Genomic DNA, 25355 nt, shown 5'->3' with positions numbered 1-25355 from the left:
AGCCATGAAAAACTTGATTCTCGGCATTGCCGCCGCCGCCGTTGTCGTCACCCTCGCCACGCAGCGCACGGGTGCATCGGAAGCCGTCCGTGTCGTCCCCGCCCCTGCCATCGACGCCCCCGCCGCGAAGGGCACCGCAGTCGCGGTTCTCGCAGGCGGCTGTTTCTGGGGACTCGAAGGCGTGTTCGATCACGTCGCGGGCGTGACCAACGTCGTCTCGGGCTATGCCGGCGGCAAGGCCGCGACCGCGCATTACGAAGTCGTCGGCACCGGCCTGACCGGCCACGCCGAGTCGGTCCGCGTGACCTACGACCCGGCAAAGGTCAGCTACGGGCAGTTGCTCCGCATCTATTTCTCGGTCGCGACCGACCCGACTCAGCTCAACCACCAGGAGCCCGACAGCGGGACTCAGTATCGCGGCACGATCTTCGCGCAGACGCCCGAACAAGCGAAGGTTGCCGCGGCGTATATCGCCCAGCTCAACCGGGTGAAGGCATATCCTGCGCCGGTCGTGACGACGGTCGAGACCGGCAAGTCGTTCTATCCTGCCGAGGATTATCACCAGAACTTCCTCGCGCGAAACCCGACCTACCCGTACATCGTCATCAACGACATGCCGAAGGTTGCCGCGCTCAAGAAGCTCTTCCCGGCGCAGTATAAGGGTTAAGGCCAGCCGGCAAAAAGACCGCGCAAGGCACTGATAAAGGCCAAGGGCTGGTCGACCATCACGTGGTGCTCGGCGTCGGGGATGGCCACCGCAGGCGTCCCCGGCGGCAGCAGCGCGAGCATCGATGCGATCCGCGTCGGCGGCATCAACATCGACCGCTCGCCCCAGACGAGCGCAACCGGGCAGCGCGGATCGGCGAGCAGCGCGGGGGCATCGCCGACTTCGAAGCGGTGCCACAGGAACGGGTCGAAGCGCCACGTCCAGCCGCCGCCGTCGCTGGCGCCGACCTCGACGAGCGACTTTCGCGCCATATAGTCGGCGATGAACGGGTTCGGACACCCCTGCGGCGGCGCGAAACGGAAGCGGGCGAGCGCGTCGGTCAGCGTCGGATAGATGCGGTGCGGGCGGTTGGTCGCATTCGGCGGACGCCCGCCGGGTTCGCCGGGCGGGCGGAACGGCGTGTCGACGATGACCGCGGCGGCGAAGCGCTCGCCCTGCGAATGGACCGCCGCCATCATCGGAAACCCACCGAAGCTGTGCGCAACGACCGTCGGCAATCCGGCGTCGTAGAGTCCTGCAGCGTCGGCGACCGCAAATATCTCGGCGACGAAACCGTCGATCGAGTACGTCGCGCGGTGGTCAGAGCCGCCCATTCCGCTCCACGAGAAAGCGGCGACGCGGTAGTCGGCGGCGAAAAATGGCGCGATGAAGCTCCACCAATCCGCGTGCGCGCCGTTGCCGTGGAGGAGGAGCAAGCCGGGCTTGCCGCGATCGCCCCACGTCAACATCTCGATTTCCGCGCTATGGACGATGATCCTCGACCGCTCGGGCTCGACGGCGATCGCGCGGGCAAACCACGGCGGTGCGGGCGGAACCGCACCGCCGAACTCAACCAGCGGGGCGGGAATTTCGGGTTCACTCATTCCACATCCGTCGCCGACGTTGACGTGCGCGTCAACCGTATTGCGGCTCCTCCCACCAGGGATAGAAATCGGGCATGCCGTCGGCGACTGTTTCCGGGAAAGCGGCGGGTCGCTTCTCGATGAATGACATCACCCCTTCCTTGGCGTCGCCCGAGCGTCCACGGCTGTAGATCGCGCGGCTGTCGATCTTGTGCGCGTCCATCGGCGACGCCGCGCCAAGCATCCGCCACATCATCTGCCGCGTCAGCGCGATCGATACCGGCGCCGTATTGTCGGCGATCTCACGAGCGATCCGCATTGCCTCGGCGATCAGGTCGGCGGCGGGGACGACCTTGCTGACGAGCCGTCCAGCGAGCGCTTCGCTGGCGGGGAAAACGCGTCCCGAGAAGCACCATTCGAGCGCCTGGGCGATGCCGACGATCCGCGGCAGGAACCACGACGAACACGCCTCGGGGACGATGCCGCGCCGGGCGAAGACGAAGCCGAAGCGCGCGGTGTCGGCGGCGATGCGGATATCCATCGCCAGCAGCATCGTCGCGCCGATCCCGACCGCAGGACCGTTGATCGCCGCGATCACCGGCTTGAGCGACTGGAATATCCGCAGCGTCACCCGCCCGCCCCCGTCGCGGACCGCGTCATGCACATAGTCGATCGACCCGTCGGCGCGGACCGGCGACGCCCCGCGCGGGTTGTCGGCGCGGTTGTCGTAGTCGAACGTCGCCGCTCCGGCGCTGAGGTCGGCCCCGGCGCAGAACGCCCGCCCCTCCCCGGTCACGATCACCGCGCGAACTGCGTCGTCGGCATCGGCAGCGTCGAACGCGGCGATCAGCTCCGCCATCATCGTGCCGGTAAACGCATTGAGCTTGTCGGGCCGGTCGAGCGTGATCGTCGCGATGCCGTCGGCGACGGCGTAGCGGATCTGGGTGAAGTCGCTCACAACGCCTCGACGATCGTGACGTTGGCGAGCCCGCCGCCCTCGCACATCGTCTGCAGGCCCCACTTCTGCTTTCGCGCGCGCAAGGCGTGAACCAGCGTCGTCATCAGTTTGGTCCCCGACGCCCCGAGCGGGTGGCCGAGGGCGATCGCGCCGCCGTTGACGTTGAGCTTGTCGGGATCGGCGCCGAGCATCTTGACCCACGCCAGCGGCACGCTCGCAAACGCCTCGTTGACCTCGAAAAGGTCGAAATCGGCGATATTCATCCCCGCTCGCGCCAGCGCCCGCTGGGTCGCGCCGATCGGGGCTTCGAGCATGATGACAGGGTCTTCGCCGACGACGGTCATGTGGTGGATGCGCGCGAGCGGGGCCACACCGAGCGCCTTGAGGCCGCGGTCGTTGACCACCATTACCCCCGACGCGCCATCGGCGATCTGCGACGACGTCGCCGCGGTCAGACGCCCGCCCTCGCTGATCAGTTTGACCCCGCGAATCGCCTCCAGCGATGCGTCGAGGCGGATACCCTCATCGCGGACGTGCGCTTCGCTCGATCCGTCGGGCAGAACGACGTCGACCGGCACGATCTCGGCGTCGAACGCCCCCGAGGTCGCCGCCGCGATCGCCTTCTTCTGGCTGGCGAAGCCGAACGCATCGAGGTCGTCGCGCGACAGGTCGTGCTTTTCCGCGAGCCGCTCGGCCCCGGTGAACTGGCTGAATGCGACGCCCGGGTAGCGTGCTTTCATCCCCGGGCCGCCGAACGGCGAGCCCATGTCGGCGTCGCGGGCGAGCTTGGCCGCCGCGCCCATCGGCACCCGCGACATCGATTCGACTCCGGCGGCGATGACGATGTCCATCTGCCCGCTCATCACCGTCGCGGCGGCGAAGTGAAGCGCCTGCTGGCTGCTGCCACACTGGCGGTCGACGCTCGTGCCGGGAACGCTCTCGGGCAGGCGCGACGACAGCACGGCATTACGCGCAACGTTGCCCGACTGCTGCGCGAACTGGCTGACGCAGCCCATTATGACGTCCTCGATCAGCGCCGGGTCGGCCCCGGCGCGGTCAACGAGTGCGTTGAGGACCTGCCCGGCGAGGTCGGCCGGATGCCAGCCCGTCAGGCGGCCACCGCGGCGGCCTCCGGCGGTGCGTGCGGCGGCAACGATATAGGCGGCTTCCATCGTGTCTCTCCCCAGAGGTTGGACCCGATCTTGCACCGGGCTGGACGCGCTTGCCACCCCCCGGCATAGGCAGGGCACAATTCCCCGAGGAAACCCGACGATGACGGCGAAGGCGATTACCCTGCTCCTGGCGTGCGCGCTGACTGCCCCGGCGCTGGCGCAGACCGAGCACACGCCGTTGTTCGGCAAGCATAAAGCCAAGACAGTTGCGCAGCCGGTCGCGCCGGTTGCAGCATTGCCAACACCTCCGGTTGCCGCTGCGCCTGCCGCTCCGGTCGTCGCTGCAGAAATCCCCGCAGCCCCGCCTGCAGAGGCCGTAGCGGCACCTGCCGGTCCGATCGGGATCGCGCAGCTCCGCGCGGCGTACGCCTTCGCGCTCCCGTTCTACGAGATGATGCGAACGCGCCACCTCCAGATCGCCAAGGCCGAGAGCATGGGCGCGCCGGGGGTCAACCGGCTGTACGCGCGGACCGTTCTTGCCGATGCCACCACCCGCGACGTGACGACGCCGAACAACGACACGCTGTATTCGAGCGCATGGCTCGACCTTGCGGGCGGTCCGGTGATCCTCGAGGCTCCGGCGCTCCCCAAGCGGTATCATAGCGTGGCGCTGATGGATGTGTTCACCAACAACGTCGCGATCGTCGGGACGCGCACCGGCGGCAAGGGCGGTCGCTATCTGATCGTCGGTCCGGGGTGGAACGGGACCCCGCCGGATAACATGACGGTGCTCCGCTCGCCGACGAACGATGCGTGGCTGCTGGTGCGGGTGCTCGTCGACGGCAAGGCCGATCTGGCGGCGGCAACGGGGCTGATCCGGGGCTTTACGCTCGAGGTTCCCGCCGACCATGCAGCTCCGGTCGCGACCAAGGCGGTGCCGGTTGTCGTCCCCGACGCGGCGACGTTCATCGCCGTCGTCGACGAGGCTTTGGCGCGTTCGCCGCTGGCGCACACCGTCCGCACACGGCCCGAACTCAGCGCGCTCGGCGTAACCCCGGATGCGATCGATCCGACGTCGGTGCGTCCGGCGACGATGGCGTTGTGGACCAAGTCGCTCCCGGCCTTGCGTGCCGAATTCAAGGGCGGCTTGACCAAGACCGGCACCGAGATCGACGGCTGGAGCTACCCCGGCCCGGGCATCGGCCACTACGGCGAAAGCGACGACGCCGACCGCGCGCGCGTCGCACTTGGCGGCCTCGGCGCGCTGCCGCAGACCGAGGCGATTTACCTGACCGCGACCAAGGACAAGGACGGCGCGCCGCTGACTGGGGCGAAGGCGTACACCGTCCATCTGCCCGCGCAGCTTCCGGTCGGCGCGTTCTGGTCGCTGACGATGTACCAGGCGGACGCCGCAGGCCACCTGTACTTCGTCGACACGCCGTCGAAGCGCTTCGCCATTGGCGACCGCACCCCGGAAATTCGCGCCGAGCGTGACGGCGGCTACGATATCTTCGTTCAGCCGCTCGCGCCGTCGGGCGAGCGCGTCGTCAACTGGCTGCCGTCGCCGAAGGGTCCGTTCCGCCTGATCTTCCGCGCGTATCTGCCGAAGGCAGGGTTCCTCGACGGCTCGTTCAAGCTGCCTCCGGTCGAGGCTACTGAGGTCATTCCCTAAGCCTACCCCTCTCCCCGGACGCTGGTTACGGCCAGTGTTCGGGGAGCGGTGCGACGGCCGTAACCGGCACCCCGCCCTCGACGTACGGCACCATCACCTCGCGGGCGTGGAGCAGCATCGGCCCCTGCCCTGCCCCGTACACCGGATCGCCCATGATCGGCGTGCCGAGCGTGGCGGCGTGGACCCGGACCTGATGCGTCCGCCCGGTTTCCGGCATAAAGGCGATCAGGCTCCGGTCGCCCCGCTCGAGCACCTGCCACCGCGTCCGCGCGCTTTTCCCGCGGGGATCGACCACCATCCGCCAGCCATCGGCGGCGGTCGACACCTTGAACAGCGGCGCGTCGACGACGCCGGTATCGCCGCCCTCGGGCGCGCCATCGACCAGCGCCCAGTACGTCTTGCCGATCCGCCCCGCCTCGAACAATTGCGTCAGCCGCTTCAGGGCTTTCGGGTGCCGCGCCAGCACAAGGCAGCCGCTGGTGTCGCGGTCGAGCCGGTGCGCGGGCTGCGGCGAGCGTACGAAGCCTTCGCGCAAGCTGACGAGATGCGCCTCGAGACTGTGCGGTGTCCGCGGCCCGGGATGGACCGCGAGCCCCGCCGGCTTGTCGAGGATTATCAGGTGCGCGTCGATCTTGAGGATGCGGCGTGTCAGGTCCATCGGCCGCCTTGTGCCACAGCGGATTAAACAAGTCGCGGGCAGCGTCGCTCTTAGGTCCATCGGCCCCCCGCACCTTAGCGGTGGCCGGGGGACCTTCGAACAGGAGCGACGCCAATGACCGTCATCAACACCAACCTTTCGGCGCTGACCGCGCAATCGGGCCAGCGCATGGCGCAGGCCGGCATGGCGACCGCGATGGAGCGGCTGTCGACCGGGCAGCGGATCAACAGCGCGAAGGACGACGCCGCCGGCCTCGCCATCTCGCAGCGAATGACCGCCGACGTCCGCGGCCTCGCGGTCGCGACGCGCAACGCCAACGACGGCATGAGCCTCGCGCAGACGGCGGAAAGCGCGATGGGCGAAGTCACCAATATGCTCCAGCGGATGCGCGAACTGTCGGTCCAGGCCGCGACGGGCACGGTCACCGCTGACGACCGCAAGGCGATGCAGGCTGAGGTCAAGCAGCTCACCAGCGAAATCGACAACATCGGCAAGACGACCAACTTCAACGGCATCAAGCTGCTCGACGGATCGGCCAAGCAGCTGACCCTCCAGACCGGCAGCCGCGCCGGCGAAACAGTCAAGTTCGGCATCGGTTCGGCCCGGACCAGCGATCTCGGCACCGGCGCCAGCGCCGCGCTCAGCGCGACCGGCGCGTTCCAGGCGACCGCCGCCAACCTCACCGCCAACGAGTCGCTCAAGACCGGCGACCTGACGATCAACGGCGTCACGATCGGCGCATCGTCCGCCGACGACGACAGCGTGTCATCGAGCGAAAAGGCCGCCAGCGGGCTCGCCAAGGCCGCCGCGATCAACCGCTCGACCGCTGACACCGGGGTCTCCGCCGTCGTCGGCAAGACGGTGATGACCGGGACCGCGATGACGGCCGCCGCAACGACCGGCACGATCACGATCAACGGCCAGACCACCGCCGCGGTCACCACGACGATCGACGCCGCCGCCAGCCGGACCCTCGTCGCCAATGCGATCAACCTGATGACCGGGCAGACCGGGGTCCGCGCGATCGACACCGGCGACGACACAGCCGGCATCCGCCTCGAGGCCGCCGATGGGCGCAACATCGTCGCCTCGGTCACCGGCCTTACCGCCGCCGCCTCGGGCGTGAAGGTCGGCGCGCAGTCGGCGAGCATCTCGCTCATCTCGCAGAACGGTGCCCCGGTCGTCATCGGCTCGACCTCGGCAGGCCAGTTGAGCCACTCGGGGCTTGCGCTCGGCTCGTATGAGCGCGGCGTCTCGTCGGTGAGCAGCGACGCGCGCGCCGTCGCCGCGACCGTCGCTGGTGCCTCGACCCTCAACTCGGGCGATTTGACGATCAACGGCGTCGCCATCCGCGCCGCCGCCGCCAGCGACGACACGGCGTCGAACGAACTTGCCGACACGAGCAAGAAGGCGGGCAGCGCGATCGCCATCGCCGCCGCGATCAATGCGGCGACCGCGGCGACCGGGGTCACCGCCAAGGCCAATGCGCTGACCCTCGACGGCACGACGACGTCGGTGATCGCCGCCAGTGCAACCGCGACGATCGCGATCAACGGCGTCCAGATCGACGTCGACCTCACCGCCGGCGTCTCGCAGCAGGCAACGCGCGACACGGTGGCGAAGGAGATCAACAAATACACCGGCCTGACCGGGGTCGCGGCGAGCGACAACGGCAAGGGCGGGCTGGCGCTGACCGCGGCGGACGGACGCAACATCAGCATCTCGGTCGACTCCGACGAAGGCGCGGCGGCCAACTTCGGCCTCGGCGGCGTCACGGTTCGCGGCACAGCCACCGCCTACACCGTCGCCGCGATCACCGACCCGACGGCTCCCGCGACCGGCACCGTGTCGACCGCTTACTCGACGGTGTCGCTGAGCTCGTCGAAGACCATCGACGTCGCCACCGGCTCGCTCGGCTTCGGCGCGGCGTCGAACTTCACCAAGCTCGGCTTCGAGGGCAATAGCTACGGCGCCGACAAGGGCGGGATGAAGATCGCCGACATCGACTTGTCGAGCGCCGACGGGGCCAACGCCGCGCTCGATACGATCGATTCGGCGCTATCGTCGGTGTCGCTCGACCGCGCCAACCTCGGCGCGGTGCAGAACCGGCTCGAGGCGACGGTCAACAACCTGACCTCGACCTCGACCAACCTCGTCTCGTCGCGCAGCCGGATCGTCGACGCCGACTTCTCGGCAGAAACGACCGACCTCGCGAAGAACCAGGTCCTGTCGCAGGCGGCGCAGGCAATGCTGGCACAGGCGAACCACTCGCAGCAGCAGGTGATGACACTGCTGCAGTAACGCCGAGCGAAGAGACCGGAGCGATCGTGCCCGGCGGGACCCCTTCCGTCGGGCACCTTATTTTCTGGGCCTTGCTTCAAAGTGCTTTACGATGCCGTAACGACTTCGGCCTAGGGACGCTACAGGGGGATCGGTCATGGACAGTGCTGACGCGCGGACGAAGTTGCTCACCAGCCCTGCCGAGTTTCTCAAATATTATCCGATCAATTGCGCCGGCGGAAACGCTCCGAGCCAAAATGCGGCAAACCTTCAGCAGTTCAACATCAACAAGCGCGACGGCGATATGCCGCCTATCCAGGGCGCCGTCACCGGCCACCTTGGGGCAACGCGGCCAGGACTGTTCGGGCATCAGCGCGAAATTTCCAGCTGGATGATCCAGCCCGGCGTCTCCGTCAATGGAGCAACAATCTTGTCCGCCCATGTCGTGCCGATGGTAAATTACGATGCCGTCGACGTCGGCATCCTTGATCTTCAAGGAGATGTCTCGGCTATGCCCTACTTTTTGCTCGACGCCAGCGGCGACGGGCTGATGTTCACCGGACAATTGTCGGGATGCTGCTTCTGCTGGTCGACACATGGTGCCAACCTGTGGACTACCCACGTTAGGCCGCGCACCGGCATCGCCGCGATTGCCTTGCAGAACCGGCTGATTACTGGTGGACGCTTCGCTGCAGCGCCGACCGACCCGCTCCGCACCTTCGGACGAAGCGAATATCCGGGCCACGCGAACGTCATCGGCGTCCGGCGCGCCGGATCGTGGTCGCTCTACTCGCAGTTGAGCATGGACGTGTTTGCGACGCTGGCGGGTGCCTTCAAGATTCACCCGGGCCCAATCACGCGGCTCTAGGCAAACTCGCTCGCGCGCTCCATCGCCATCGGCACGACCCCGAGCCGCGCAAACAGCACCGCGTCACGGTCAGCCTCGGGGTTCGATGTCGTCAGCAGCCGGTTGCCGACGAACAGCGAGTTCGCCCCCGCGAGCAAGCACAACGCCTGCGTCTCGTCGGACATCGCTTCGCGCCCCGCCGACAGCCGCACGACCGACCGCGGCATCATGATCCGCGCGACCGCGATCGTGCGGACGAACTCGAGGCCGTCGATCGCGGGCTTCTCTCCGACCAGCATCGCGTCGCCGCGCGGCGTGCCCGCGATCGGTACCAGCGCGTTGATCGGCACGCTCTGCGGATGCTCGGGCAGCGTCGCCAGCGCGACGAGCAGCCCGATCCGGTCGCTGCGGCTTTCGCCCATGCCGATGATCCCGCCGCAGCAGACGTTCATCCCCGCCGCGCGGACCCGCGCCAGCGTATCGAGCCGGTCGTCGTACGTCCGCGTCGTGATGATCTCGGGATAATGCTCGGGCGAGGTGTCGAGGTTGTGGTTGTAGTAATCGAGCCCAGCGCCAGCGAGCGCCTCGGCCTGCGGGTCGCTCAGCATCCCAAGCGTCATGCACGTCTCGAGCCCCATCGCGCGGACGCCCTCGACCATTTCGACGAGCGCCGGGATGTGCCGGTCGGCGGGATTGCGCCACGCCGCGCCCATGCAGAAACGCTGCGCCCCCGCCTCCTTTGCCGCGCGCGCGGTGTCGAGCACCGCCGCGACGTCGATCAATTTCTCCGCCTTGACCCCCGTCCCCCACTTCGCCGACTGGCTGCAATAACCGCAGTCCTCGGGGCAGCCGCCGGTCTTGATCGACAGCAATGTGCTGAACTGGACCTCGTTCGCCGCGAAGTTGGCGCGGTGGACATTCTGCGCGCGCCACATCAGGTCGGCAAACGGCAGGTCGAACAGCGCGGCGGCCTCGGCACGGGTCCAGTCGGTTCGCGTCGTCTCGGTCATAATCGCTCCGGCATCGGTTCGACCGGCTTGTCGCCCAACCATTTGCCATGCGCAACCGGGTAACCCGGCCCGGTCCCCGAAGCTCGTGACTTGTCCGTGCGGCGGCGGTCATGCTACCGCCCCCGGCAACGGATCGGTGGCCGAGTGGTCGAAGGCGCACGCCTGGAAAGTGTGTAGGGGTCAAAAGCTCCTCCAGGGTTCGAATCCCTGCCGATCCGCCATTTCATTATCCGCACGATCGACGGCGGCTGGTGTGCTGCTTCAAACCTGTGCCAGTGCGAAGCCATAAAACTCGATAAATCCCGTTTCATTACCGAAACGTCTGTACAGTTTCACGACAGAACGATACGGTTCCGACATGATTACTCGGATCGAGATTGCACGTCATATTGTCGCCCGCTTGAAGGCCGATACGCCCCGGCTACAAGCGGCCTTTCGATCAAATAATGTCCATGCCTGTGCCGTTGATAAAGTCCTGCCGGTCGACCTGGCGATGCGAATTTTCGATGCCTTCCCGGACGCGGCAACGATGCGTCATCGCCGATCCATCCGCGAAGACAAGCACGTCGCGGCACAGATGGACGCCTATGATCCTTTGCTGGAGGAAGCAGTTTTCGCTTTTCAGGACGTTGATGTCGTCGATGCCGTTAGCGAGATTACCGGCATTCGATCGCTCATTCCCGACGATAAATTGTATGCGGGCGGCATCAGCGTGATGACGAAAGGCAGCTTTCTCAACCCGCATCTCGATAATTCTCACGACGCCGACCGACTATTATATCGTGCGATCAACTCGCTATTCTACGTGTCGCCGGATTGGAGCACGGCAAGTGGCGGCAACCTCGAAGTCTGGGATGACGGGCCTAAGGGCCAGCCGCGAGAGTTTGTCAGCGCCTTCAACAGGTTGGTCCTGATGTCGACGGGCCGCGAATCGTGGCATTCGGTGAACAAGGTTGTCGCCGATGCCAAGCGCTGCTGCGTGAGCAATTATTACTTCGCCAGCCAGCCGACCGAAGGCGTCGAGCATTTTCACGTCACATCGTTCCGCGGTCGTCCCGAGCAACCTGTCGTCGACCTCGTGCTGCAGGCCGACGCATTCGCCCGCAATGCCGTGCGAATGATCTTGCCGCACGGCGCCGCCGCGACAACGCACATCTATCGCCGTTAGTTTAGCCGCTCGTAGAACGCGCCGGATAATAAGCGACATCGGGCATCGTACTCGGCTATGCTAGTTTCGGCGGCGGAGTGCTGGCAGCCAGCCGATCCGTCGGCAAGTGTCGAGTTGTAACGCCATGCGAGGCGCTCAACCTCGCGGCCCAACCGCCGGAGCGTCCGATGAAGAATATCGCTATTTTTTGTGACGGGACGTGGCAGAACCTTGGCCAGCGTTATCCGACGAACGTCACGCGCCTCGCCCGCGCGGTGACGCCGTTCAGCCGGATCGACGGGCGCGACACAGTGCAGGTGGTCTATTACGACGACGGTGTCGGCGTCGGGAACGGCATTCTCGACAAGGCGCAGCGCATCCTTGGCGGGGCGTTCGGCGAAGGGCTCGATGACAAGATCGCGCGGGCGTACGAATTCCTCTGCCTCAATTATTGTCCCGGCGACCGCATCTTCATCTTCGGCTTTTCGCGCGGGGCGTATACAGCGCGCAGCCTTGGGGGGCTGCTGCGGCGGGCGTGGATCCTCAAGCGGCAGAACATCGGGCTGATCGATCAGGCGATCGACATCTACCGCAACCACAGCAAGGACGCGGTGGAGACGGCGGTGTTTCGCCGCAATAATTGTTACGATGCCGCACTTTTCCTCCGGCCGCGCGAGGCCGATCCAAAGCGGACGACGCCTGCGGACAAGGCCGGAAAGACCGAGGCGTCGATCCAGTATCTCGGGGTGTGGGACACCGTCGGCTCGCTCGGCGTCCCCGACAGCCTGCCGTTCGCCGACAGCTTCAACGACAAGTACCGCTTCCACGACGAGAGCCTGTCGCGCTTCGTCGTCAGCGCACGCCACGCGGTCGCGATCGACGAGCGCCGCGCGAGCTTCGCGCCGTGCCTGTGGGACAATCTCGCCGACCTCAATGCCAATGCCGGGGTCACCGGCGCGACGCCGGGCGATCGGCCGTACCAGCAAAGCTGGTTTCCCGGACACCACGGCTCGGTCGGCGGCGGCGAGGACGATGGCGGCATCTCGATCCTGCCGCTGCTGTGGATCGCCGGGGGCGCGGTCGCCGCCGGACTGGCGTTTGACGACGACCTGCTGGAGATCTACCGCGACGCCGCCGACGCGGTCGCCCCCTTCCCCATCGCACACCGCACGATCGGCGACATCGTCCTCGCGACGAGCGGCCAGCACGACCGGATCGGCCCGGCAGCCACCGACGAGATCGCCGACGCTGCCGTCCGTCGCTGGCGCGGCCTCGCGACGTATCGCCCCGAGCCGCTGCAGCGTTGGGCGGACTATCTCGCGGGCTAGAAGCCGAACGCCAATGTGCCGAACACCTGCCGCGGCGGCAGCGGGAAGGCATTGTAGGTGCCGTTCGCCGCGCCGATCGACAGTGTCGACGCTGCCTTCTTGTCGGTCAGGTTGGTGATGTTGACGCTGATCGTCGCGTTGTGGACCGGGAAGCTCGGGCTCAGCGGCAGTGTGTAGGCGACGCGCGCGCTCGCAGTGAAATACGCCGGGACCGAGAGGTCGTTGGTGTACGTTGCGAAGCGCCGTCCGAGATAGTCGCCGATGACCTGGACGTCGACGCCGCCGTAATTGGCGCTGACGACGGTCTTGTTGAGCCAGTCGGGCGACCCCGGGACCTTCTTGCCCGCGGTGGGGACGACGGTCGACGCGAGGCCGACCGAGTAATTATCCTCGTAGCGCGAATTATTATAGCTGACCGCGTCGTAGATCGAGAAGTGCGACCCGAAGTGGAGCGTTCCGGCGATGTCGACGCCGTCGGTCTTGACGCTGCCGACGTTGCCGAGGATCGCCGCGCCGCTGATGATCGAGGTGATGACGGTGGTCGGGCTGATCGCGAGCAGGCGGTTCGAGAAGTCGACGTGATAATATGACGCCTGCCCTTCGAAGCCGGTGATCGGCCCGAACGAAAAGCTGCGGTGGGTGCGGATGCCGCCCTCGTAGGTCCAACTCGTCTCGGGCTTGACCGTCGCCTTGAACGCATCGAACACCTGCTGGCTGCCGAGCGCGAACGGCGAGAGGCCCGACGCCGCGCTCGTTTGGAACTGGCGGATGTTCTGCTGGGCATTGGCGAAGATTTGCTCGTTGCCGGTGACGTCCCACAAAGCGCCGACTTCGGGCAGGAACGCCTTGTCGGTGTTGAGATTGCCGACCGGCAGCGCGGTCGAATTCGAGAACGACCCCGGGATCGGCTGGACCGGAACGTCCTGCCGCGCGCGCTGGAAGGTTGACTTGAACCCCGCGAGGACGGTGACCGCGGGGAGCACATGCCAGCTATCCTGGATGTGTGTCTGGATCTCGTCGACCTTCACCTGGCTGCCGTACTGGGTGATCAGCGGCGTCGCATAGTCGTGCGGGCGGGTGTACGGCGACTGCGGATTGTTGACGTCGACCGCATACCAGCGGCGGAACGCCGACGAGCTTTGATGTTCGTACCAGCCGCCGAGTTCGATGTCGTGATTGCCGAGGTTGAGGTGGAGGGTTGAAATCCAGCCCTCGCGATTGATCCGGTATTCGGTCGTCCGCGCCGCGAGCCCCGAGCCGCCGAAGATCGTCGTCAGCCGCGCGAGGTTCGCCGGGCTCGTCGCCGATCCGGTGCCGGGGAAGTAGAACGAGAATAGCCCCGGCAGTCCGGCGACATCGATCGGTCCGGCGACGACACCAACGCCGTCGTCGTGATGATAATAGGCCTGGTTCGACCATTTAATCTTGTCGCTGACGTTCCAGTCGTACTTCGCATAAGCCAGATAGTCGGTGCGCTGGGCGTCGCTGTAATAGTTACGGTAGTTCGATCCGGCCGCCTTGTAGGCGCCGCTGCTGAGGTACGTCTCTTCGCCGGCGAAATCGGGATAGAAGAACGGGCGAGCGTAGGGTGCGGTGCCAACGGTCGCGGTCGTGAAGACGGTCGCGTCTTCGTTGGGCTCGGTCTTGTCCGAATAGGCGCCGTAGATCGTCAACTTGCCGGTGGCGTCATCGTGGACGAACTTGCCGTTCGCCTGATAGCCGCCCTGATGGCCGTTGAAGTCCCACGCCCGCGCGTCCTGGCGGACGCCTGAGACATACAGGCTGTTGCCGCTGCCGAACTCGCCTGAATCGACGCGGACGAAGGTGCGGTAGGTGTCGTAGCTGCCGACGGTCTGCGATACCGAGACGCCGCGCGTCTTCGTCGGGTCGCTGGTGAAGGTGTCGATCGTCCCGCCGAGGTTCGACGTCGACGCGGTGCCGAGGTCGCCCGCGCCGCTCGCGAGCACGACGCGGCCGACGTTCTCGCTGATGACCGCGCGCTGCGGCGACAGGCCGTTGTAGTTGCCGTAGGTCTGGTCGCCGAGGGGGATGCCGTCGAGCGTGTAGCCGAGCTGCTGCGCGTTGAAGCCGTGGACGAAGAGCGAGATGTTCTGCTCGTTGTTGCCGAACGGATCAGCAGTCAGGTACGTCACGCCGGGAAGCGTCTGCAGCGCCTTGAGCGGGCTGATCCCGGGCAGCACCTTCTGAATTTCGATGCCGCTGACTTCGGCGACCGAGCGGGTGCGGTGCGAGGTGACGACGATCTCGCCGACATCGTCGCTTGCGTCTGCGCTCGGTGCGTCGGCGGCGGGGACGTCGGTTGGGATGGCCGCCGCAAGCGTCGCAGCACTCCAGGCAAGCGACGTCGATGCCAGCAGCAAGTTTATCGTCCGCACTATCAAAATTCCCCGGAGCGTTTTCGCAGCGCAGCATTAGGCGGGGTGTTGGACAGTCGCATGAAAGCGCGGTTACGGCATCGTGACAGCGCGCTCCTGCCGGTCTCGGGAAATCCTCACCACATTAGACGGCGCGGCGGAGCTCGCTTTCGGTGCCGGCGACGACGCGCAGATTGACGTGGGCAAGCGTGACTTTCGTCCCGACCGTGCCGCCGATATCGATTCTCGCGCGAAGCTGCTTGGCGAGCGCCTCGACGATGCTTGTGCCGAGCCCGGTACCGCCCGGCGAGCGCTCACGGGGCATGCCGACCCCGTCATCGGCCACCGTCAGGGTCCAGCCCATCGGGGTGGAGCGGTAACCGACGTCGATCCGGCCCCGGCGTTGCCCGGGAAAGGCATGCTTGAGCGCGTTGATCACAAGTTCGGTCACGACGAGGCCGACGCTAACCGAAAGCTCGGGGGCGACATTCGCGTCTTCGGCATCGACCACGATCTCGAGCTGGGCGGGATCGTAGATCAACGACGCCCCGATGTTCGCGCATAACTGGCTGAGATACGGCCGCAATGCGACGCTGCCGAGCGTCGTCACTGCAAGCTGCTTCTGCACCTCGGCGACCGACATCACCCGGTGATGGGCATCGTGGAGATAGCCGCGCAATTCGTCCGACGACGTCTTCCGCGCGCTCTGCATCAGCACGCTCGCAATAATCTGCAGGCTATTCGCCGTGCGATGCTGCAGTTCCTGAAGCAATACGCCTTGATCGCGGAAGAGACTTTCACGCTCGCGCTCACGCATCCGTGTTTCACTTGGGTCGGTGACCGCGACAAGCATGAGATCGCCGTTGCCACTGGTGTCGCGGACCATGGTCGCATCGAAGCTGAGGCGGAACTCGCCCCGTGTCGTATTACAAAGCTCGACCTCATAGGCGTCGATGTTCCCGCCGCCGGACACCGTCGTGGTCAGCATCGACGATATGAGCGGCGTCGCCCACTCGCCCGACCCCAGCGTAAAGATTGACCGCCCCGCTACGGATGTCCGGTCGATGCCGAAGGTGCGGCAGAAGCCGTCGCTCACCGCGAGCACCGTGAGATCCTGTTCGACGAGGAGCAGATATGCCGTTGCGGCAGAAACCGTGGCAACTGCCAAGGCGAGGCCCTCGCGCGAGCGCGGCAGCACTGTTGTCATCTGCAGTCCCCCAAGACGCACCGCAAGAACTCCGACCGAGTTCATCTGGCATGCGTCTGCCCGCGAAACACCCTTGCAACCCATGGGTATCCGCGACCAAAACGCTCGTCCAGAAGATGTACGGTTACGCACATCTTAAAGTTGCCACGACTTAACCGCTGAAACAGCCGCTAACCATGCGTCGCCCGATCGGCTATTCGGCGTGTCTAGATAAGGAACAAGCGATGACCGACCCAACTCCGACGACGGGCCTCCAACTGACGTCGCTCATCACTGCCGAAGCGCAGCTCGAGGTTACGCTGGTCGATAAGCCCATACCCGAGCCGCGCCCCGATCAGGTCGTGGTCAAGGTGCTGGCGACGCCGATCAATCCGTCAGACCTCGGGTTGCTGTTCGGCGCCGCCGACATGACCGGCGCACAGGTGTCGACCCGCGACGGCCAGCCGCTGGTCACCGCTCCGGTAACCGCGCCGGGCATGCGCGCGATGGCGGGCCGCATCGGCGAGGCGATGCCGGTCGGCAACGAGGGGTCGGGAGTCGTCGTCAAGGCGGGTGCATCGCCTGAAGCCCAGGCACTCCTCGGCAAGACCGTCGCGATGCTCGGCGGTGCGATGTACGCGCAATATCGTTGCCTGAAGGTCGCCGACTGCCTCGTCCTCCCGGATGGCACCAAGCCTGCCGACGGAGCGTCGTGCTTCGTCAACCCGCTGACCTCGCTGGCGATGACCGAGGTAATGCGCCGCGAGGGGCACACCGCGCTGGTCCACACCGCCGCCGCATCGAACCTCGGCCAGATGCTCGTCAAGATCTGCCTCAAAGACGGCATTCAGCTCGTCAATGTCGTCCGCAGCCCGGCGCAGGCGGCGCTGCTCCACGGTATCGGTGCGATCCACGTCGCGGATTCCAGCCAGCCCGATTTCATCGAGACGTTGATCGCGATGATCGTCGAAACCGGCGCGACGATCGCGTTCGATGCGATCGGCGGCGGCAAGCTCGCCGGGCAGCTGTTGACGTGCATGGAGGCCGCGGCGGTCAAGCGGATGACGACGTACAGTCGCTATGGCTCGGACAGCTTCAAGCAGGTCTATATCTACGGCGGTCTCGACGTCACGCCGACGACGCTCAACCGCAACTTCGGCTTCAGCTGGGCGCTCGGCGGCTTTTTGCTGACGCCGTTCCTCGTCAAGATCGGCCCCGATGCGGTGCAGGCGCTCAAGGACCGCGTCGTCGCCGAACTGACGACGACTTTCGCCAGCCACTACACCCACGAAATCTCGCTCGTCGAGGCGCTCCAGCCCAAGGTGTTCGCCGACTATAATCGGCGCGCGACGGGCGAGAAGTTCCTGATCTGCCCGCACAAGGACGTCGCCTCCGCCTAGGCTCGATCGGGCGCGCCGGGAAGGTTGATTTCGGACCGCGCGCGCCCATTTCGGAACGACGAGACCTTGGGACAGGAGCAGCCGGTGACCGATCGCGACAATGGACTTTTATCCGGCCTGAAAGGCTTTTTCGCGCCCGAGCCCGATGCGCATGCCGCGACCCCGGCGGCGCTTGCGATCGACGAACATGGCGTGGATGGCGGCACGGCGGCGAAGACCGACGCCGCCAAGACTGACGCGGACTGGCGCGCCGAATTGTCGGCCGACCAGTATCGCGTCCTCCGCCAGCACGGCACCGAGCGCCCCGGGACGTCGCCGCTCAACAACGAGAAGCGCACCGGCGTGTTCGACTGCGCCGCGTGCGGGACGCCGGTCTATACGTCGGAAACCAAGTACGACAGCCGCTCGGGCTGGCCGAGTTTCTTTGCGCCGATCCCGGGGGCTGTCGCAACGACGGTCGACCGCAGCCTCGGCATGGTCCGGACCGAGGTCCATTGCGCGACTTGTGGCGGCCACCTCGGCCATGTTTTCGACGATGGCCCGCGTCCGACCGGGCAGCGCCACTGCATCAACGGTGTCGCGCTGAATTTCGAGCCCGACGACCAGGTTTAATCGGCGATGAGTTGCCGGGCTAATTTCTGGTCCGGCAACTCAGCGACGAATTGATGACCCGATAATTAGTGAGATCGGCGATGTGGTCCGGCGCAGGGTGGCGCCGTCGATCACCGCGGCGCACTTTCAGTGTAGCCGCCTCGTCTGCCCAAGACGCACGGGATGCACATTAAATCGCTGATTGAACTGTAGCTCGCCGTTGAGCGTTCGCGCGCCGAGTTGCTGACAATCGCGTTCGACAATGCAAAGTCATGGTAAACAAACGCTAGTGATAATATTGTTCCGTCATTCTGCTAATATATTTCACATGTTCAGTAACGTACATATTAATTCGTGCTTATTCAATCGTAACCATTATCCTTAGTCAAGTATTATTACTCGTGCTGCATAGTCGATACTCTGATTGGGCCAATCAAGGCTGGATTGGAGTGGTAGACAGTATGGCAATTTCCCTGAATTCAATTGCGATCGCCCTCGTCGCATTCTCGGCTGCGGCCTCGGCGAATGCCGGAATGGTCTGCCGCGGCAGCGTCGTCACTGGGTTCGAGCGCGAGGCCCGGATCGCGGCCGCGACGCTCGGCGCGACGACCAGCAACCCCGCGGCGCTGCGCATTTATTCGACGCACACCACGCGTGGCTATTATTACGAGTCGAACTTCGTTCGCCCTGGGCAGCAGAGCCCGACAAAGATCGTCTCCGACGTGCCGATGACGCCGCGACAGGTGGTCAACAATGTCATGTTCGTGTCGCAGGCCGAGGTTGCCGCCAACACCGCCGCGACCCAGATCGCCCTCGCCGCATCGAATGACACGGTCCAGTTTGCCAGCCTCGACTGAGGAGCGCACCTCCGGTTGCGAAAATACCGGGCTTGCGCTAAGGGCTGACCGCTCGCGCAGCGCATAGTCGCCGCGCCGCCAGCGAAAGCCCCTGCCAATGCCCTTTTCGACCACCCCTGCCGCGCTCGGCACGGCGCTCGCCGCGCGCGGTTACGCGACGGCGACTCCGGTCCAGGCGGGCGTCCTCGTTCCCGAGGCGCAGGAGCGCGACCTGCTCGTCTCGGCGCAAACCGGGTCGGGCAAGACCGTCGCGTACGGCCTCGCGATGGCCCCCACCCTGCTCGGCGACGCCGAACGCCTGCCGCGCGCTGCCGAACCACTCGCGCTCGTCATCGCCCCGACCCGCGAACTCGCGCTCCAGGTCGCCCGCGAACTCGACTGGCTGTACAAGGATGCGGGTGCCATCGTCGTGACCTGCGTCGGCGGCATGGAAATCCGCCGCGAGGCGCGCGCGCTCCAGCAGGGCTCGCATATCGTCGTCGGCACCCCCGGCCGCCTGCGCGACCATCTCGAGCGGGGCACGATGGCGACCGGCAGCCTCAAGGTCGTCGTCCTCGACGAAGCCGACGAGATGCTCGACCTCGGCTTCCGCGAGGATCTCGAGGAAATCCTCGACTCGACACCCGCCGAACGGCGCACCCTGTTGTTCTCGGCGACGCTGCCGAAGCCGATCCAGACGCTCGCCAAGCGCTACCAGAAGAACGCCTTCCGCATCGCCACTGCGAACGACCGCGAGCAGCACAGCGACATCGACTATCGCGCGATCCGCGTTGCCCCGAACGACCTCGAAGTCGCCGTCGTCAACACGCTGCGATACTTCGAGGCCGGTGCCGCCCTCGTCTTCGCCAGCACCCGCGAGGGCGTGCGCCGCCTCCACGCCAACCTCGTCGAACGCGGGTTCGCCGCGGTCGCGCTGTCGGGCGAGCTGAGCCAGGCCGACCGCACTCATGCACTTCAGGCGTTGCGCGACCGCCGCGCCCGCGTCTGCGTCGCCACTGACGTCGCCGCGCGCGGCATCGACCTCCCCGACCTCGGCCTCGTCATCCACGCCGAACTGCCGCATGACGCCGAAGTCCTCCAGCACCGCTCGGGCCGCACCGGGCGCGCGGGCAAGAAGGGCGTGTGCGTCGTTCTCGTCCCCTACCCCAAGCGCCACCGCGCCGAGAGCCTGCTCCGCGCCGCGAACGTCCGCGCCGAATGGATGGACGCCCCGACCGCCGAGGCGATCTACGCCAAGGATCAGGAGCGGATGCTCGACGAGGTCGCCGACGCCGGTGACGAGCGCGAAGCCGCCGAAGCGCTGATGGCCGCCAAGCCCGCGGTCGACATCGCCGCCGCACTGCTCCGCCTGCAACGCGCCCGCCTCCCCGCCCCCGAAGACCTGTCCGACACCGGCCCCGCCGCGCGCGCTGTCCCCGATGGTCCGCGTCCCGGCTTCGAGGACACCGTCTGGTTCCGCATCAACGCCGGACGCAACAACAATGCCGACCCGCGCTGGCTGCTGCCGTACCTCTGCCGCCGCGGGCACCTGACCAAGCGCGAGATCGGCGCAATCCGCATCTTCGACCGCGAGACCCGCTTCGAAATCCCGCGCGCCGCCGCGACCCGCTTCGTCCAGTCGCTCAAGAAGACCGACGACGGCGACCCCGATGTTGCGATCGAGCCGGTCGGCGACGCACCCGAACCGAACCGCACGCCACGGCGTGGTCCGCCAGCAGGCGGCGGCGGGCAGCGGGGTTATGCCAGGCGGTAGGCGGCGGCTGGCGCGGCCACTGCTGCCACGTTAGACTGGCGGCATGAGCGAGACGCATCATCGCCTGCATCGGCCCGCTGCACCGTCGACGCCGCCTGGCCATCGGTCGGCAACTCCGGCGTCACCGCATGCTGCCCCGCATCGCAAGCACAGCGTTTCTCTCAGCCATCGTCTATCGTACGACGAGATCGCGGCACTGGTCAGCGCCAACAATGTCTCGGGGCAGCCCGACACGCTGATCATCGCCGTGATCTACAAGGAATCGCGGTTCGACCCGCTCGAGAAGAGCAAGGTCGCGGGATCGAGCGCGACCGGGTTGATGCAAATTACGCGCACCGCCGTCACCGAGGTCGACCGGGTCGACAAGACCAAGAGCGATTTCACGGCGATGACGTCGGGGGCGGCGAATATCAAGCTGGCCACCCGCTACCTCAAGCTGCGCATCGACCGCGCCGGTGGCGACGTCGCCAAGGGCCTCGACGGCTATGGCACCGGCCCCGGTTATGCGACGTCGATCGTCGCCGCCAACAGCCGCCTCACCGCGCTGTCCAAGGGCGGCGACCCGATGGCCGAACTCGCGGCGACGATCGGCAAATTTTGATTGCCCTGCTCGCTGCCGCCGCCGTTGCGGTAGCCGCCGCCCCGCCCGCCGCGCGCCTCGATGTCGACATCGGCAGCGCCAGCTATGCCATCGCGGTCGAACGCGGCGGTGCGACGACGTCAGGGGCGCTGCACATCGATTGCATCGCCGCGTGCCGCTCTGCCGTCCATTTCACCGAAGCGGTCGACGACGCCCCGCTCGGGCTGTTCCGCCTGTGGGACGGCGACAATCTCGTCTTCACGACGTGGGGCGGCGGCTCAGGGTACCGCGTCCGCGCTTACGCGATCGACGCGCGCGGAGTGCGCAAAGTCCTGGAGGCGGCGTCACGCGGCGCCCCGTCATTCGCCACCGCGACCGATGGCACGACGGTCGTCGGCACCACCGAGCGCGGCGACCGCGACCCGCCGTCGGCTCCGCTCCACCGCGTCAGCTGGACGTGGCGGCACGACCGTTTCGTGCGCCGGGCGACGCCGTGATATCGCTCCCCGAGCGTCGCTTCGGCGGCGCTGAGGTCAGCCGATACGGGCAGCGTTGAAACTGCGCTGCCGCAGGGCGCTGCCGACGAGGCCGAAGCCGACGATCATCAAAAGCCAGCTCGCCGGCTCGGGTACCGCAGTCGACACGAAGGTCAGCTGCGTTACGGGAATGTAGAAGAAGTTCGCAAACCCCTTGATCGCAGTCGCCGAGCCAGTGGTTCCAACCGAGCCGAGCGTTGCACTGTGCGAGACCGCGTCGAGCGGGACAAAGGCTCCGACGGTGTCGTCGGCAAGCGTGTCGCGGATCGTGATCAGCAGGTCACCGCCCTGATAGGCGTACGGTGTGGTGAAGCTGATCGTATAGAACGGGTTGTATGTCTGGTCGCCGATGAATGTGCCCGCGGCGATGCTCAGCGCGCCCGACCGCGCCGTGATCGTGTCGCCGCCGAGGTTATTGTCGAAGGTCCGGCTCAATCCTGCGATCGTGTTCGACGACGTGCCAACCTGAATATCGAACGACGTGTAATTGAGATCCTGATCGTTCGATTCGTATTCCGAATACATTCGAAAGCCGATGCCGGTGATCATCGTGCCGACGGCGACGCTCGAAAGCTGCGACGCGCCGTAGGCGATCTGCGTGACGAAGCCGGATGAAGACGTGTTTCCAAATGGCGAGTTTGCATTGTGTTCGCTTTCGAGGGCCGCATTTTCCCCCGGTACGATCACCGTGCCCGCCTCGACCGGCGAGGCAATCGACGGGATGGCCAAAGCCAGCCCTGCAAAAATCATTAGCCTAAACATATAAGAACCCCCCTGATGTCCGAGCCATACCCGAATGTTGCGTAGACGGAAGGATAATCGTTACGCCTATGACCGATACGGACACACCATTCCAACGCAGCCCGTCGATGATCCTTGTCGATGCCGACGCTTGCCCGGTGAAGGACGAAATCTACCGCGTCGCGCGACGCACCGGCGTGCCCGTCAAGGTCGTCGCCAATTCCTATTTCCGGGTGCCCGCCGAACCGTTGTTCGAACAGGTCGTCGTTGGTGACGGCTTCGATGCTGCCGACGACTGGATCGCCGAGCGTGCCGCACCGGGGGTGATCGTCATCACCGGCGACATCCTGCTCGCCGACCGCGCGGTCAAGGCAGGAGCGACCGTGCTCGGCCACAACGGCCGCCCGTTCACCGCCACCAATGTCGGCACGGCGGTCGCGGCGCGCGCGCTCGCCGAGGATACACGGGCGATGTCGTGGGCAGGCTCACGGTCGGGCGAGACGTCGCGCAGCGGGCCCGCCCCCTTCGCCGCTGCGGACCGCTCGCGCTTCCTGTCGGCACTCGACGAGGCGATTGGGCGGATTAGGCGCGGGCGATAAATCGCTGTCCTACATGGCGCGCGCAGGTCTAGCCTCCGCGCCGACGAGGACGACGGGAGGCGAGAATGCGCGTAGCCGAATATAGGAATTCGAACAAAGGAACCGATTCGGCTCACCAGGGCCTACGTTTCACCGTGACGTGGCGTCAGGTTCGTCAACTTCCAACTATTTTCGCGCTGTCGATGTTCGCCATTCCGGTTGCCGCAGCCGCGCCGCCAGCCCCCTCCGCGCCAACCATCGCCGAGGTCGAATCGTCCGCACCGGCGGACGCCTGGCGGCCGGTCGCGCCTGAAAACCTGATGCTTGTCGACACCGCGAAGGGCACGCTGACGATCGAACTCGCCCCAGGCTTCGCCCCCGCCCATGTCGCGGCGATCCGCAAGCTGGTCCGCGACGGCGGCTTCACCGGCGGTGCCGTCGTCCGTGTTCAGGATAATTACGTCGTGCAGTTCGCAGCCAAGACCGCAGTCGCCACTGCCAACGCGCCGGGCGTTCCGGCGACCGCTCCCACCCTCCCCGCCGAATATGAGCGGCTTCGCGCGCAGGTACCGTTCACCCCGCTCCCGTTTCCCGACGCCTACGCACCGCAGGCCGGCTTCAGCGATGGCTGGCCGGTCGCGCGTGACGCCGATGCGGCGTGGCTGGTGCATTGCTACGGCATGGTCGGCGCCGGCCGCGACCTGCCGCCGTCTACCGGCGACGGGTCGGAGCTTTACGCCGTCATCGGGCACGCACCGCGGCATCTCGATCGCAACATGGCGGTCGTCGGGCGCGTGATCGACGGCATCGCGCCGTTCGCGGCCTTGCCGCGCGGGACCGAGGCGCTCGGATTCTACAAGACCGACGCGGAAAAGTTGCCGATCACCGGGGCGCGGCTCGCGAGCAATGTTCTGCCGGGACAGCGCCCGTCGTACGAGGTGATGCGGACCGATACGCCGAGTTTTGCGGCGCTGATTGCGGCGCGCGCCAATCGCCGCGAGCCGTTTTTCCTCCGCCCCGCCGGCGGGGTCGACGTCTGCAATGTGCGAATTCCCGTACGTCTTATGGCTAAACATTAAAGTATTGGCGCTATGGGTGAAATATCATGGTGCAACGCTTCCCGATCACAACGCTGGTGCCACCGACCGTCACCCCCGACCGGCGCCTCGAACGCGTCCAGCACCGGTTCCGCCAGGCCGAGCGGATGGCTGGGATCGGCACATGGCGACTGACGATCGAGGACAATATTTGTGAGTGGTCCGATCATGTCTTTGCAATTCATGGCCTTGAGGTCGGCCCGCACCCGGGACTCGACATCGCGCTCGGATTCTACCCGCCCGAGAGCCGGGCGACGGTTTCGGACGCCGTTGCCCGGACGATCTCCACCGGCGAGCCATTCCTGTGCGAGACCGACCTTATTACCGCCCGCGGCGACCGGCGGCGGGTTCGCGCGATGGGTGAGATCGAGCTGCTTGACGGCGTGCCGGTCGCGGTGATCGGGGTGTTCCAGGACATTTCCGACCATTATGCGATCCAGCAGGGCCTGCGCCTCGCCGCCGCGACCGACGATCTGACCGGTCTGGCGAACCGCGGCGCATTCGAGCGCCACCTCTCCGAAAGCATCACCGCCAGCCGCTTGAGCGGCGCTGCGCTCGGGTTGCTGCTGATCGATCTCGACGGGTTCAAGGCGGTCAACGACGCCTTCGGGCACCCGACCGGCGACACCGTGCTGCGCGACGTGGCGGGCGAGCTCCGACGGCATTGCCGGACGGACTGCTTCGCGGCGCGCATCGGCGGCGACGAATTCGCGATGATCGTCGGCGGCGTCACCGCCTCCACACAACTCGACGCGCTCGTTGCGGCGCTGCTCGTCAGCCTCCGCCGCCCCATCCGCCGCGACGGCCGCAAGCTCGAAGTGTCGGCGAGCATCGGCATCGCGTGGTGGACCGACGATAGCGACGGCAGCTCCGACCTGATCGCCCGCGCCGACGCCGCACTCTACGATGCCAAGCGCCAGGATCGCGGCTCGGCACGCATTTTCGGCAACCGCTTCATCTCGACCGGTGTCGCAAAGCGCGTGCCACTCAAGGCGGTCGGGTAGCGCGATCGGCCCAAAGCCATCGCGTGCATCCCCCGGCATCCCTTCCGCAGTGCAGCATGACGTGATACACGCCGCC

23 protein-coding genes and 1 tRNA gene are annotated in these 25355 nt (G+C 66.3%); 16 read left to right on the top strand and 8 right to left on the bottom strand.

What is annotated here, in order from left to right:
- Nucleotides 1-4 precede the first annotated feature (4 nt).
- A complete protein-coding gene (gene msrA / locus KTC28_RS13230) occupies nt 5-667 on the top strand; it encodes a peptide-methionine (S)-S-oxide reductase MsrA (protein ID WP_216707617.1) in 663 nt (220 codons plus the stop codon).
- Here msrA and KTC28_RS13225 read toward each other — a convergent pair.
- From KTC28_RS13225 to KTC28_RS13215, 3 genes are read right to left on the bottom strand one after another with little or no spacing between them, the layout of a single operon-like run.
- Complete coding sequence (locus KTC28_RS13225) at nt 664-1590, bottom strand: alpha/beta fold hydrolase (RefSeq protein ID WP_216707616.1); 927 nt, start codon at nt 1588-1590, stop codon at nt 664-666. The two genes, msrA and KTC28_RS13225, sit on opposite strands and share 4 nt — an antisense overlap.
- Before the next feature lie 31 nt (nt 1591-1621).
- Nucleotides 1622-2527, bottom strand: coding sequence for a crotonase/enoyl-CoA hydratase family protein (locus tag KTC28_RS13220; protein ID WP_216707615.1), 906 nt, complete (start codon nt 2525-2527; stop codon nt 1622-1624).
- Nucleotides 2524-3699, bottom strand: a complete 1176-nt coding sequence (locus tag KTC28_RS13215; protein ID WP_216707614.1) for an acetyl-CoA C-acetyltransferase — start codon at nt 3697-3699, stop codon at nt 2524-2526. Before KTC28_RS13215 ends, KTC28_RS13220 begins: the two co-directional genes overlap by 4 nt.
- 100 nt (nt 3700-3799) lie before the next feature.
- Here KTC28_RS13215 and KTC28_RS13210 point away from each other — a divergent pair, with 100 nt between their 5' ends.
- Nucleotides 3800-5311, top strand: a complete 1512-nt coding sequence (locus tag KTC28_RS13210; RefSeq protein WP_216707613.1) for a DUF1254 domain-containing protein — start codon at nt 3800-3802, stop codon at nt 5309-5311.
- Nucleotides 5312-5336: 25 nt separating this feature from the next.
- Here the strand turns inward: KTC28_RS13210 and KTC28_RS13205 are convergent, their stop codons facing one another.
- Nucleotides 5337-5969, bottom strand: a complete 633-nt coding sequence (locus tag KTC28_RS13205) for an RluA family pseudouridine synthase (protein ID WP_216707612.1) — start codon at nt 5967-5969, stop codon at nt 5337-5339.
- A 114-nt stretch (nt 5970-6083) separates the two neighbouring features.
- On the opposite strand from KTC28_RS13205, the gene KTC28_RS23480 reads away from it, so the two are divergent.
- Nucleotides 6084-8270: a flagellin N-terminal helical domain-containing protein gene (locus KTC28_RS23480; RefSeq protein WP_439650099.1), complete on the top strand. Its 2187-nt coding sequence runs from the start codon at nt 6084-6086 to the stop codon at nt 8268-8270.
- A 136-nt stretch (nt 8271-8406) separates the two neighbouring features.
- Complete coding sequence (locus KTC28_RS13190; RefSeq protein ID WP_216707611.1) at nt 8407-9117, top strand: hypothetical protein; 711 nt, start codon at nt 8407-8409, stop codon at nt 9115-9117.
- Here the strand turns inward: KTC28_RS13190 and bioB are convergent.
- A complete protein-coding gene (bioB, locus tag KTC28_RS13185) occupies nt 9114-10106 on the bottom strand; it encodes a biotin synthase BioB (protein WP_216707610.1) in 993 nt (330 codons plus the stop codon). The genes KTC28_RS13190 and bioB overlap by 4 nt on opposite strands.
- A gap of 130 nt (nt 10107-10236) precedes the next feature.
- On the opposite strand from bioB, the gene KTC28_RS13180 reads away from it, so the two are divergent.
- From KTC28_RS13180 to KTC28_RS13170, 3 genes are all read left to right on the top strand, one after another.
- Nucleotides 10237-10327: transfer RNA gene (locus tag KTC28_RS13180), tRNA-Ser, on the top strand.
- A gap of 137 nt (nt 10328-10464) precedes the next feature.
- Nucleotides 10465-11274, top strand: coding sequence for a 2OG-Fe(II) oxygenase (locus tag KTC28_RS13175; protein ID WP_216707609.1), 810 nt, complete (start codon nt 10465-10467; stop codon nt 11272-11274).
- 167 nt (nt 11275-11441) lie between these two features.
- Nucleotides 11442-12581, top strand: coding sequence for a T6SS phospholipase effector Tle1-like catalytic domain-containing protein (locus tag KTC28_RS13170; RefSeq protein ID WP_216707608.1), 1140 nt, complete (start codon nt 11442-11444; stop codon nt 12579-12581).
- Here the strand turns inward: KTC28_RS13170 and KTC28_RS13165 are convergent.
- Nucleotides 12578-14983: a TonB-dependent receptor gene (locus KTC28_RS13165; RefSeq protein ID WP_216707607.1), complete on the bottom strand. Its 2406-nt coding sequence runs from the start codon at nt 14981-14983 to the stop codon at nt 12578-12580. The genes KTC28_RS13170 and KTC28_RS13165 overlap by 4 nt on opposite strands.
- Nucleotides 14984-15101: 118 nt before the next feature.
- Nucleotides 15102-16163: a histidine kinase dimerization/phosphoacceptor domain -containing protein gene (locus tag KTC28_RS13160; protein WP_216707606.1), complete on the bottom strand. Its 1062-nt coding sequence runs from the start codon at nt 16161-16163 to the stop codon at nt 15102-15104.
- Nucleotides 16164-16387: 224 nt separating this feature from the next.
- On the opposite strand from KTC28_RS13160, the gene KTC28_RS13155 reads away from it, so the two are divergent.
- The 6 genes from KTC28_RS13155 (at nt 16388) to KTC28_RS13130 (ending at nt 21820) form a co-directional block, all read left to right on the top strand.
- A complete protein-coding gene (locus tag KTC28_RS13155) occupies nt 16388-17542 on the top strand; it encodes a zinc-binding dehydrogenase (protein ID WP_216707605.1) in 1155 nt (384 codons plus the stop codon).
- Between the two features lie 177 nt (nt 17543-17719).
- Nucleotides 17720-18154 (top strand): peptide-methionine (R)-S-oxide reductase MsrB, encoded by a 435-nt coding sequence (gene msrB, locus KTC28_RS13150; RefSeq protein WP_255602449.1) that lies wholly within the window; start codon nt 17720-17722, stop codon nt 18152-18154.
- Between the two features lie 440 nt (nt 18155-18594).
- Nucleotides 18595-18990 (top strand): hypothetical protein, encoded by a 396-nt coding sequence (locus tag KTC28_RS13145; protein WP_216707604.1) that lies wholly within the window; start codon nt 18595-18597, stop codon nt 18988-18990.
- 97 nt (nt 18991-19087) lie between these two features.
- Nucleotides 19088-20743, top strand: a complete 1656-nt coding sequence (locus tag KTC28_RS13140; protein ID WP_216707603.1) for a DEAD/DEAH box helicase — start codon at nt 19088-19090, stop codon at nt 20741-20743.
- Between the two features lie 43 nt (nt 20744-20786).
- On the top strand, nt 20787-21344 hold the full coding sequence (locus KTC28_RS13135) for a lytic transglycosylase domain-containing protein (RefSeq protein ID WP_216707602.1): 558 nt from the start codon (nt 20787-20789) through the stop codon (nt 21342-21344).
- A complete protein-coding gene (locus KTC28_RS13130) occupies nt 21341-21820 on the top strand; it encodes a hypothetical protein (RefSeq protein WP_216707601.1) in 480 nt (159 codons plus the stop codon). The genes KTC28_RS13135 and KTC28_RS13130 overlap by 4 nt, the downstream gene beginning before the upstream one ends.
- Nucleotides 21821-21856: 36 nt before the next feature.
- Here the strand turns inward: KTC28_RS13130 and KTC28_RS22860 are convergent, their stop codons facing one another.
- Complete coding sequence (locus tag KTC28_RS22860) at nt 21857-22621, bottom strand: PEPxxWA-CTERM sorting domain-containing protein (RefSeq protein ID WP_255602013.1); 765 nt, start codon at nt 22619-22621, stop codon at nt 21857-21859.
- Between the two features lie 107 nt (nt 22622-22728).
- Here KTC28_RS22860 and KTC28_RS13120 point away from each other — a divergent pair, with 107 nt between their 5' ends.
- From KTC28_RS13120 to KTC28_RS13110, 3 genes are all read left to right on the top strand, one after another.
- On the top strand, nt 22729-23199 hold the full coding sequence (locus KTC28_RS13120; protein WP_216707600.1) for a YaiI/YqxD family protein: 471 nt from the start codon (nt 22729-22731) through the stop codon (nt 23197-23199).
- Between the two features lie 182 nt (nt 23200-23381).
- A complete protein-coding gene (locus KTC28_RS13115; protein WP_216707599.1) occupies nt 23382-24257 on the top strand; it encodes a peptidylprolyl isomerase in 876 nt (291 codons plus the stop codon).
- A 26-nt stretch (nt 24258-24283) separates the two neighbouring features.
- The gene (locus KTC28_RS13110; RefSeq protein WP_216707598.1) at nt 24284-25279 is read left to right on the top strand and encodes a sensor domain-containing diguanylate cyclase; all 996 of its coding nucleotides are present in this window, start codon (nt 24284-24286) and stop codon (nt 25277-25279) included.
- Nucleotides 25280-25355: the final 76 nt, after the last annotated feature.

Source organism: Polymorphobacter megasporae, assembly GCF_018982885.2.
Classification (GTDB): Bacteria; Pseudomonadota; Alphaproteobacteria; order Sphingomonadales; family Sphingomonadaceae; genus Polymorphobacter_B; species Polymorphobacter_B megasporae.
Note: the sequence above shows the minus strand (reverse complement) of the source record. Positions and strands in the feature narration are given on the sequence as shown.

What these genes read in the sequence shown, in the direction of transcription:
- KTC28_RS22860 (WP_255602013.1), bottom strand. Translation starts at nt 22,621, where the DNA reads ATGTTTAGGCTAATGATTTTTGCAGGGCTGGCTTTGGCCATCCCGTCG.
- KTC28_RS13145 (WP_216707604.1), top strand. Translation starts at nt 18,595, where the DNA reads ATGGCAATTTCCCTGAATTCAATTGCGATCGCCCTCGTCGCATTCTCG.
- KTC28_RS13210 (WP_216707613.1), top strand. Translation starts at nt 3,800, where the DNA reads ATGACGGCGAAGGCGATTACCCTGCTCCTGGCGTGCGCGCTGACTGCC.
- KTC28_RS13160 (WP_216707606.1), bottom strand. Translation starts at nt 16,163, where the DNA reads ATGACAACAGTGCTGCCGCGCTCGCGCGAGGGCCTCGCCTTGGCAGTT.
- KTC28_RS13205 (WP_216707612.1), bottom strand. Translation starts at nt 5,969, where the DNA reads ATGGACCTGACACGCCGCATCCTCAAGATCGACGCGCACCTGATAATC.
- KTC28_RS13140 (WP_216707603.1), top strand. Translation starts at nt 19,088, where the DNA reads ATGCCCTTTTCGACCACCCCTGCCGCGCTCGGCACGGCGCTCGCCGCG.
- KTC28_RS13190 (WP_216707611.1), top strand. Translation starts at nt 8,407, where the DNA reads ATGGACAGTGCTGACGCGCGGACGAAGTTGCTCACCAGCCCTGCCGAG.
- KTC28_RS13215 (WP_216707614.1), bottom strand. Translation starts at nt 3,699, where the DNA reads ATGGAAGCCGCCTATATCGTTGCCGCCGCACGCACCGCCGGAGGCCGC.
- KTC28_RS13135 (WP_216707602.1), top strand. Translation starts at nt 20,787, where the DNA reads ATGAGCGAGACGCATCATCGCCTGCATCGGCCCGCTGCACCGTCGACG.
- KTC28_RS13110 (WP_216707598.1), top strand. Translation starts at nt 24,284, where the DNA reads ATGGTGCAACGCTTCCCGATCACAACGCTGGTGCCACCGACCGTCACC.
- KTC28_RS13115 (WP_216707599.1), top strand. Translation starts at nt 23,382, where the DNA reads ATGTTCGCCATTCCGGTTGCCGCAGCCGCGCCGCCAGCCCCCTCCGCG.
- KTC28_RS13120 (WP_216707600.1), top strand. Translation starts at nt 22,729, where the DNA reads ATGATCCTTGTCGATGCCGACGCTTGCCCGGTGAAGGACGAAATCTAC.
- KTC28_RS13225 (WP_216707616.1), bottom strand. Translation starts at nt 1,590, where the DNA reads ATGAGTGAACCCGAAATTCCCGCCCCGCTGGTTGAGTTCGGCGGTGCG.
- KTC28_RS13170 (WP_216707608.1), top strand. Translation starts at nt 11,442, where the DNA reads ATGAAGAATATCGCTATTTTTTGTGACGGGACGTGGCAGAACCTTGGC.
- msrA (WP_216707617.1), top strand. Translation starts at nt 5, where the DNA reads ATGAAAAACTTGATTCTCGGCATTGCCGCCGCCGCCGTTGTCGTCACC.
- KTC28_RS13155 (WP_216707605.1), top strand. Translation starts at nt 16,388, where the DNA reads ATGACCGACCCAACTCCGACGACGGGCCTCCAACTGACGTCGCTCATC.
- KTC28_RS23480 (WP_439650099.1), top strand. Translation starts at nt 6,084, where the DNA reads ATGACCGTCATCAACACCAACCTTTCGGCGCTGACCGCGCAATCGGGC.
- bioB (WP_216707610.1), bottom strand. Translation starts at nt 10,106, where the DNA reads ATGACCGAGACGACGCGAACCGACTGGACCCGTGCCGAGGCCGCCGCG.
- KTC28_RS13175 (WP_216707609.1), top strand. Translation starts at nt 10,465, where the DNA reads ATGATTACTCGGATCGAGATTGCACGTCATATTGTCGCCCGCTTGAAG.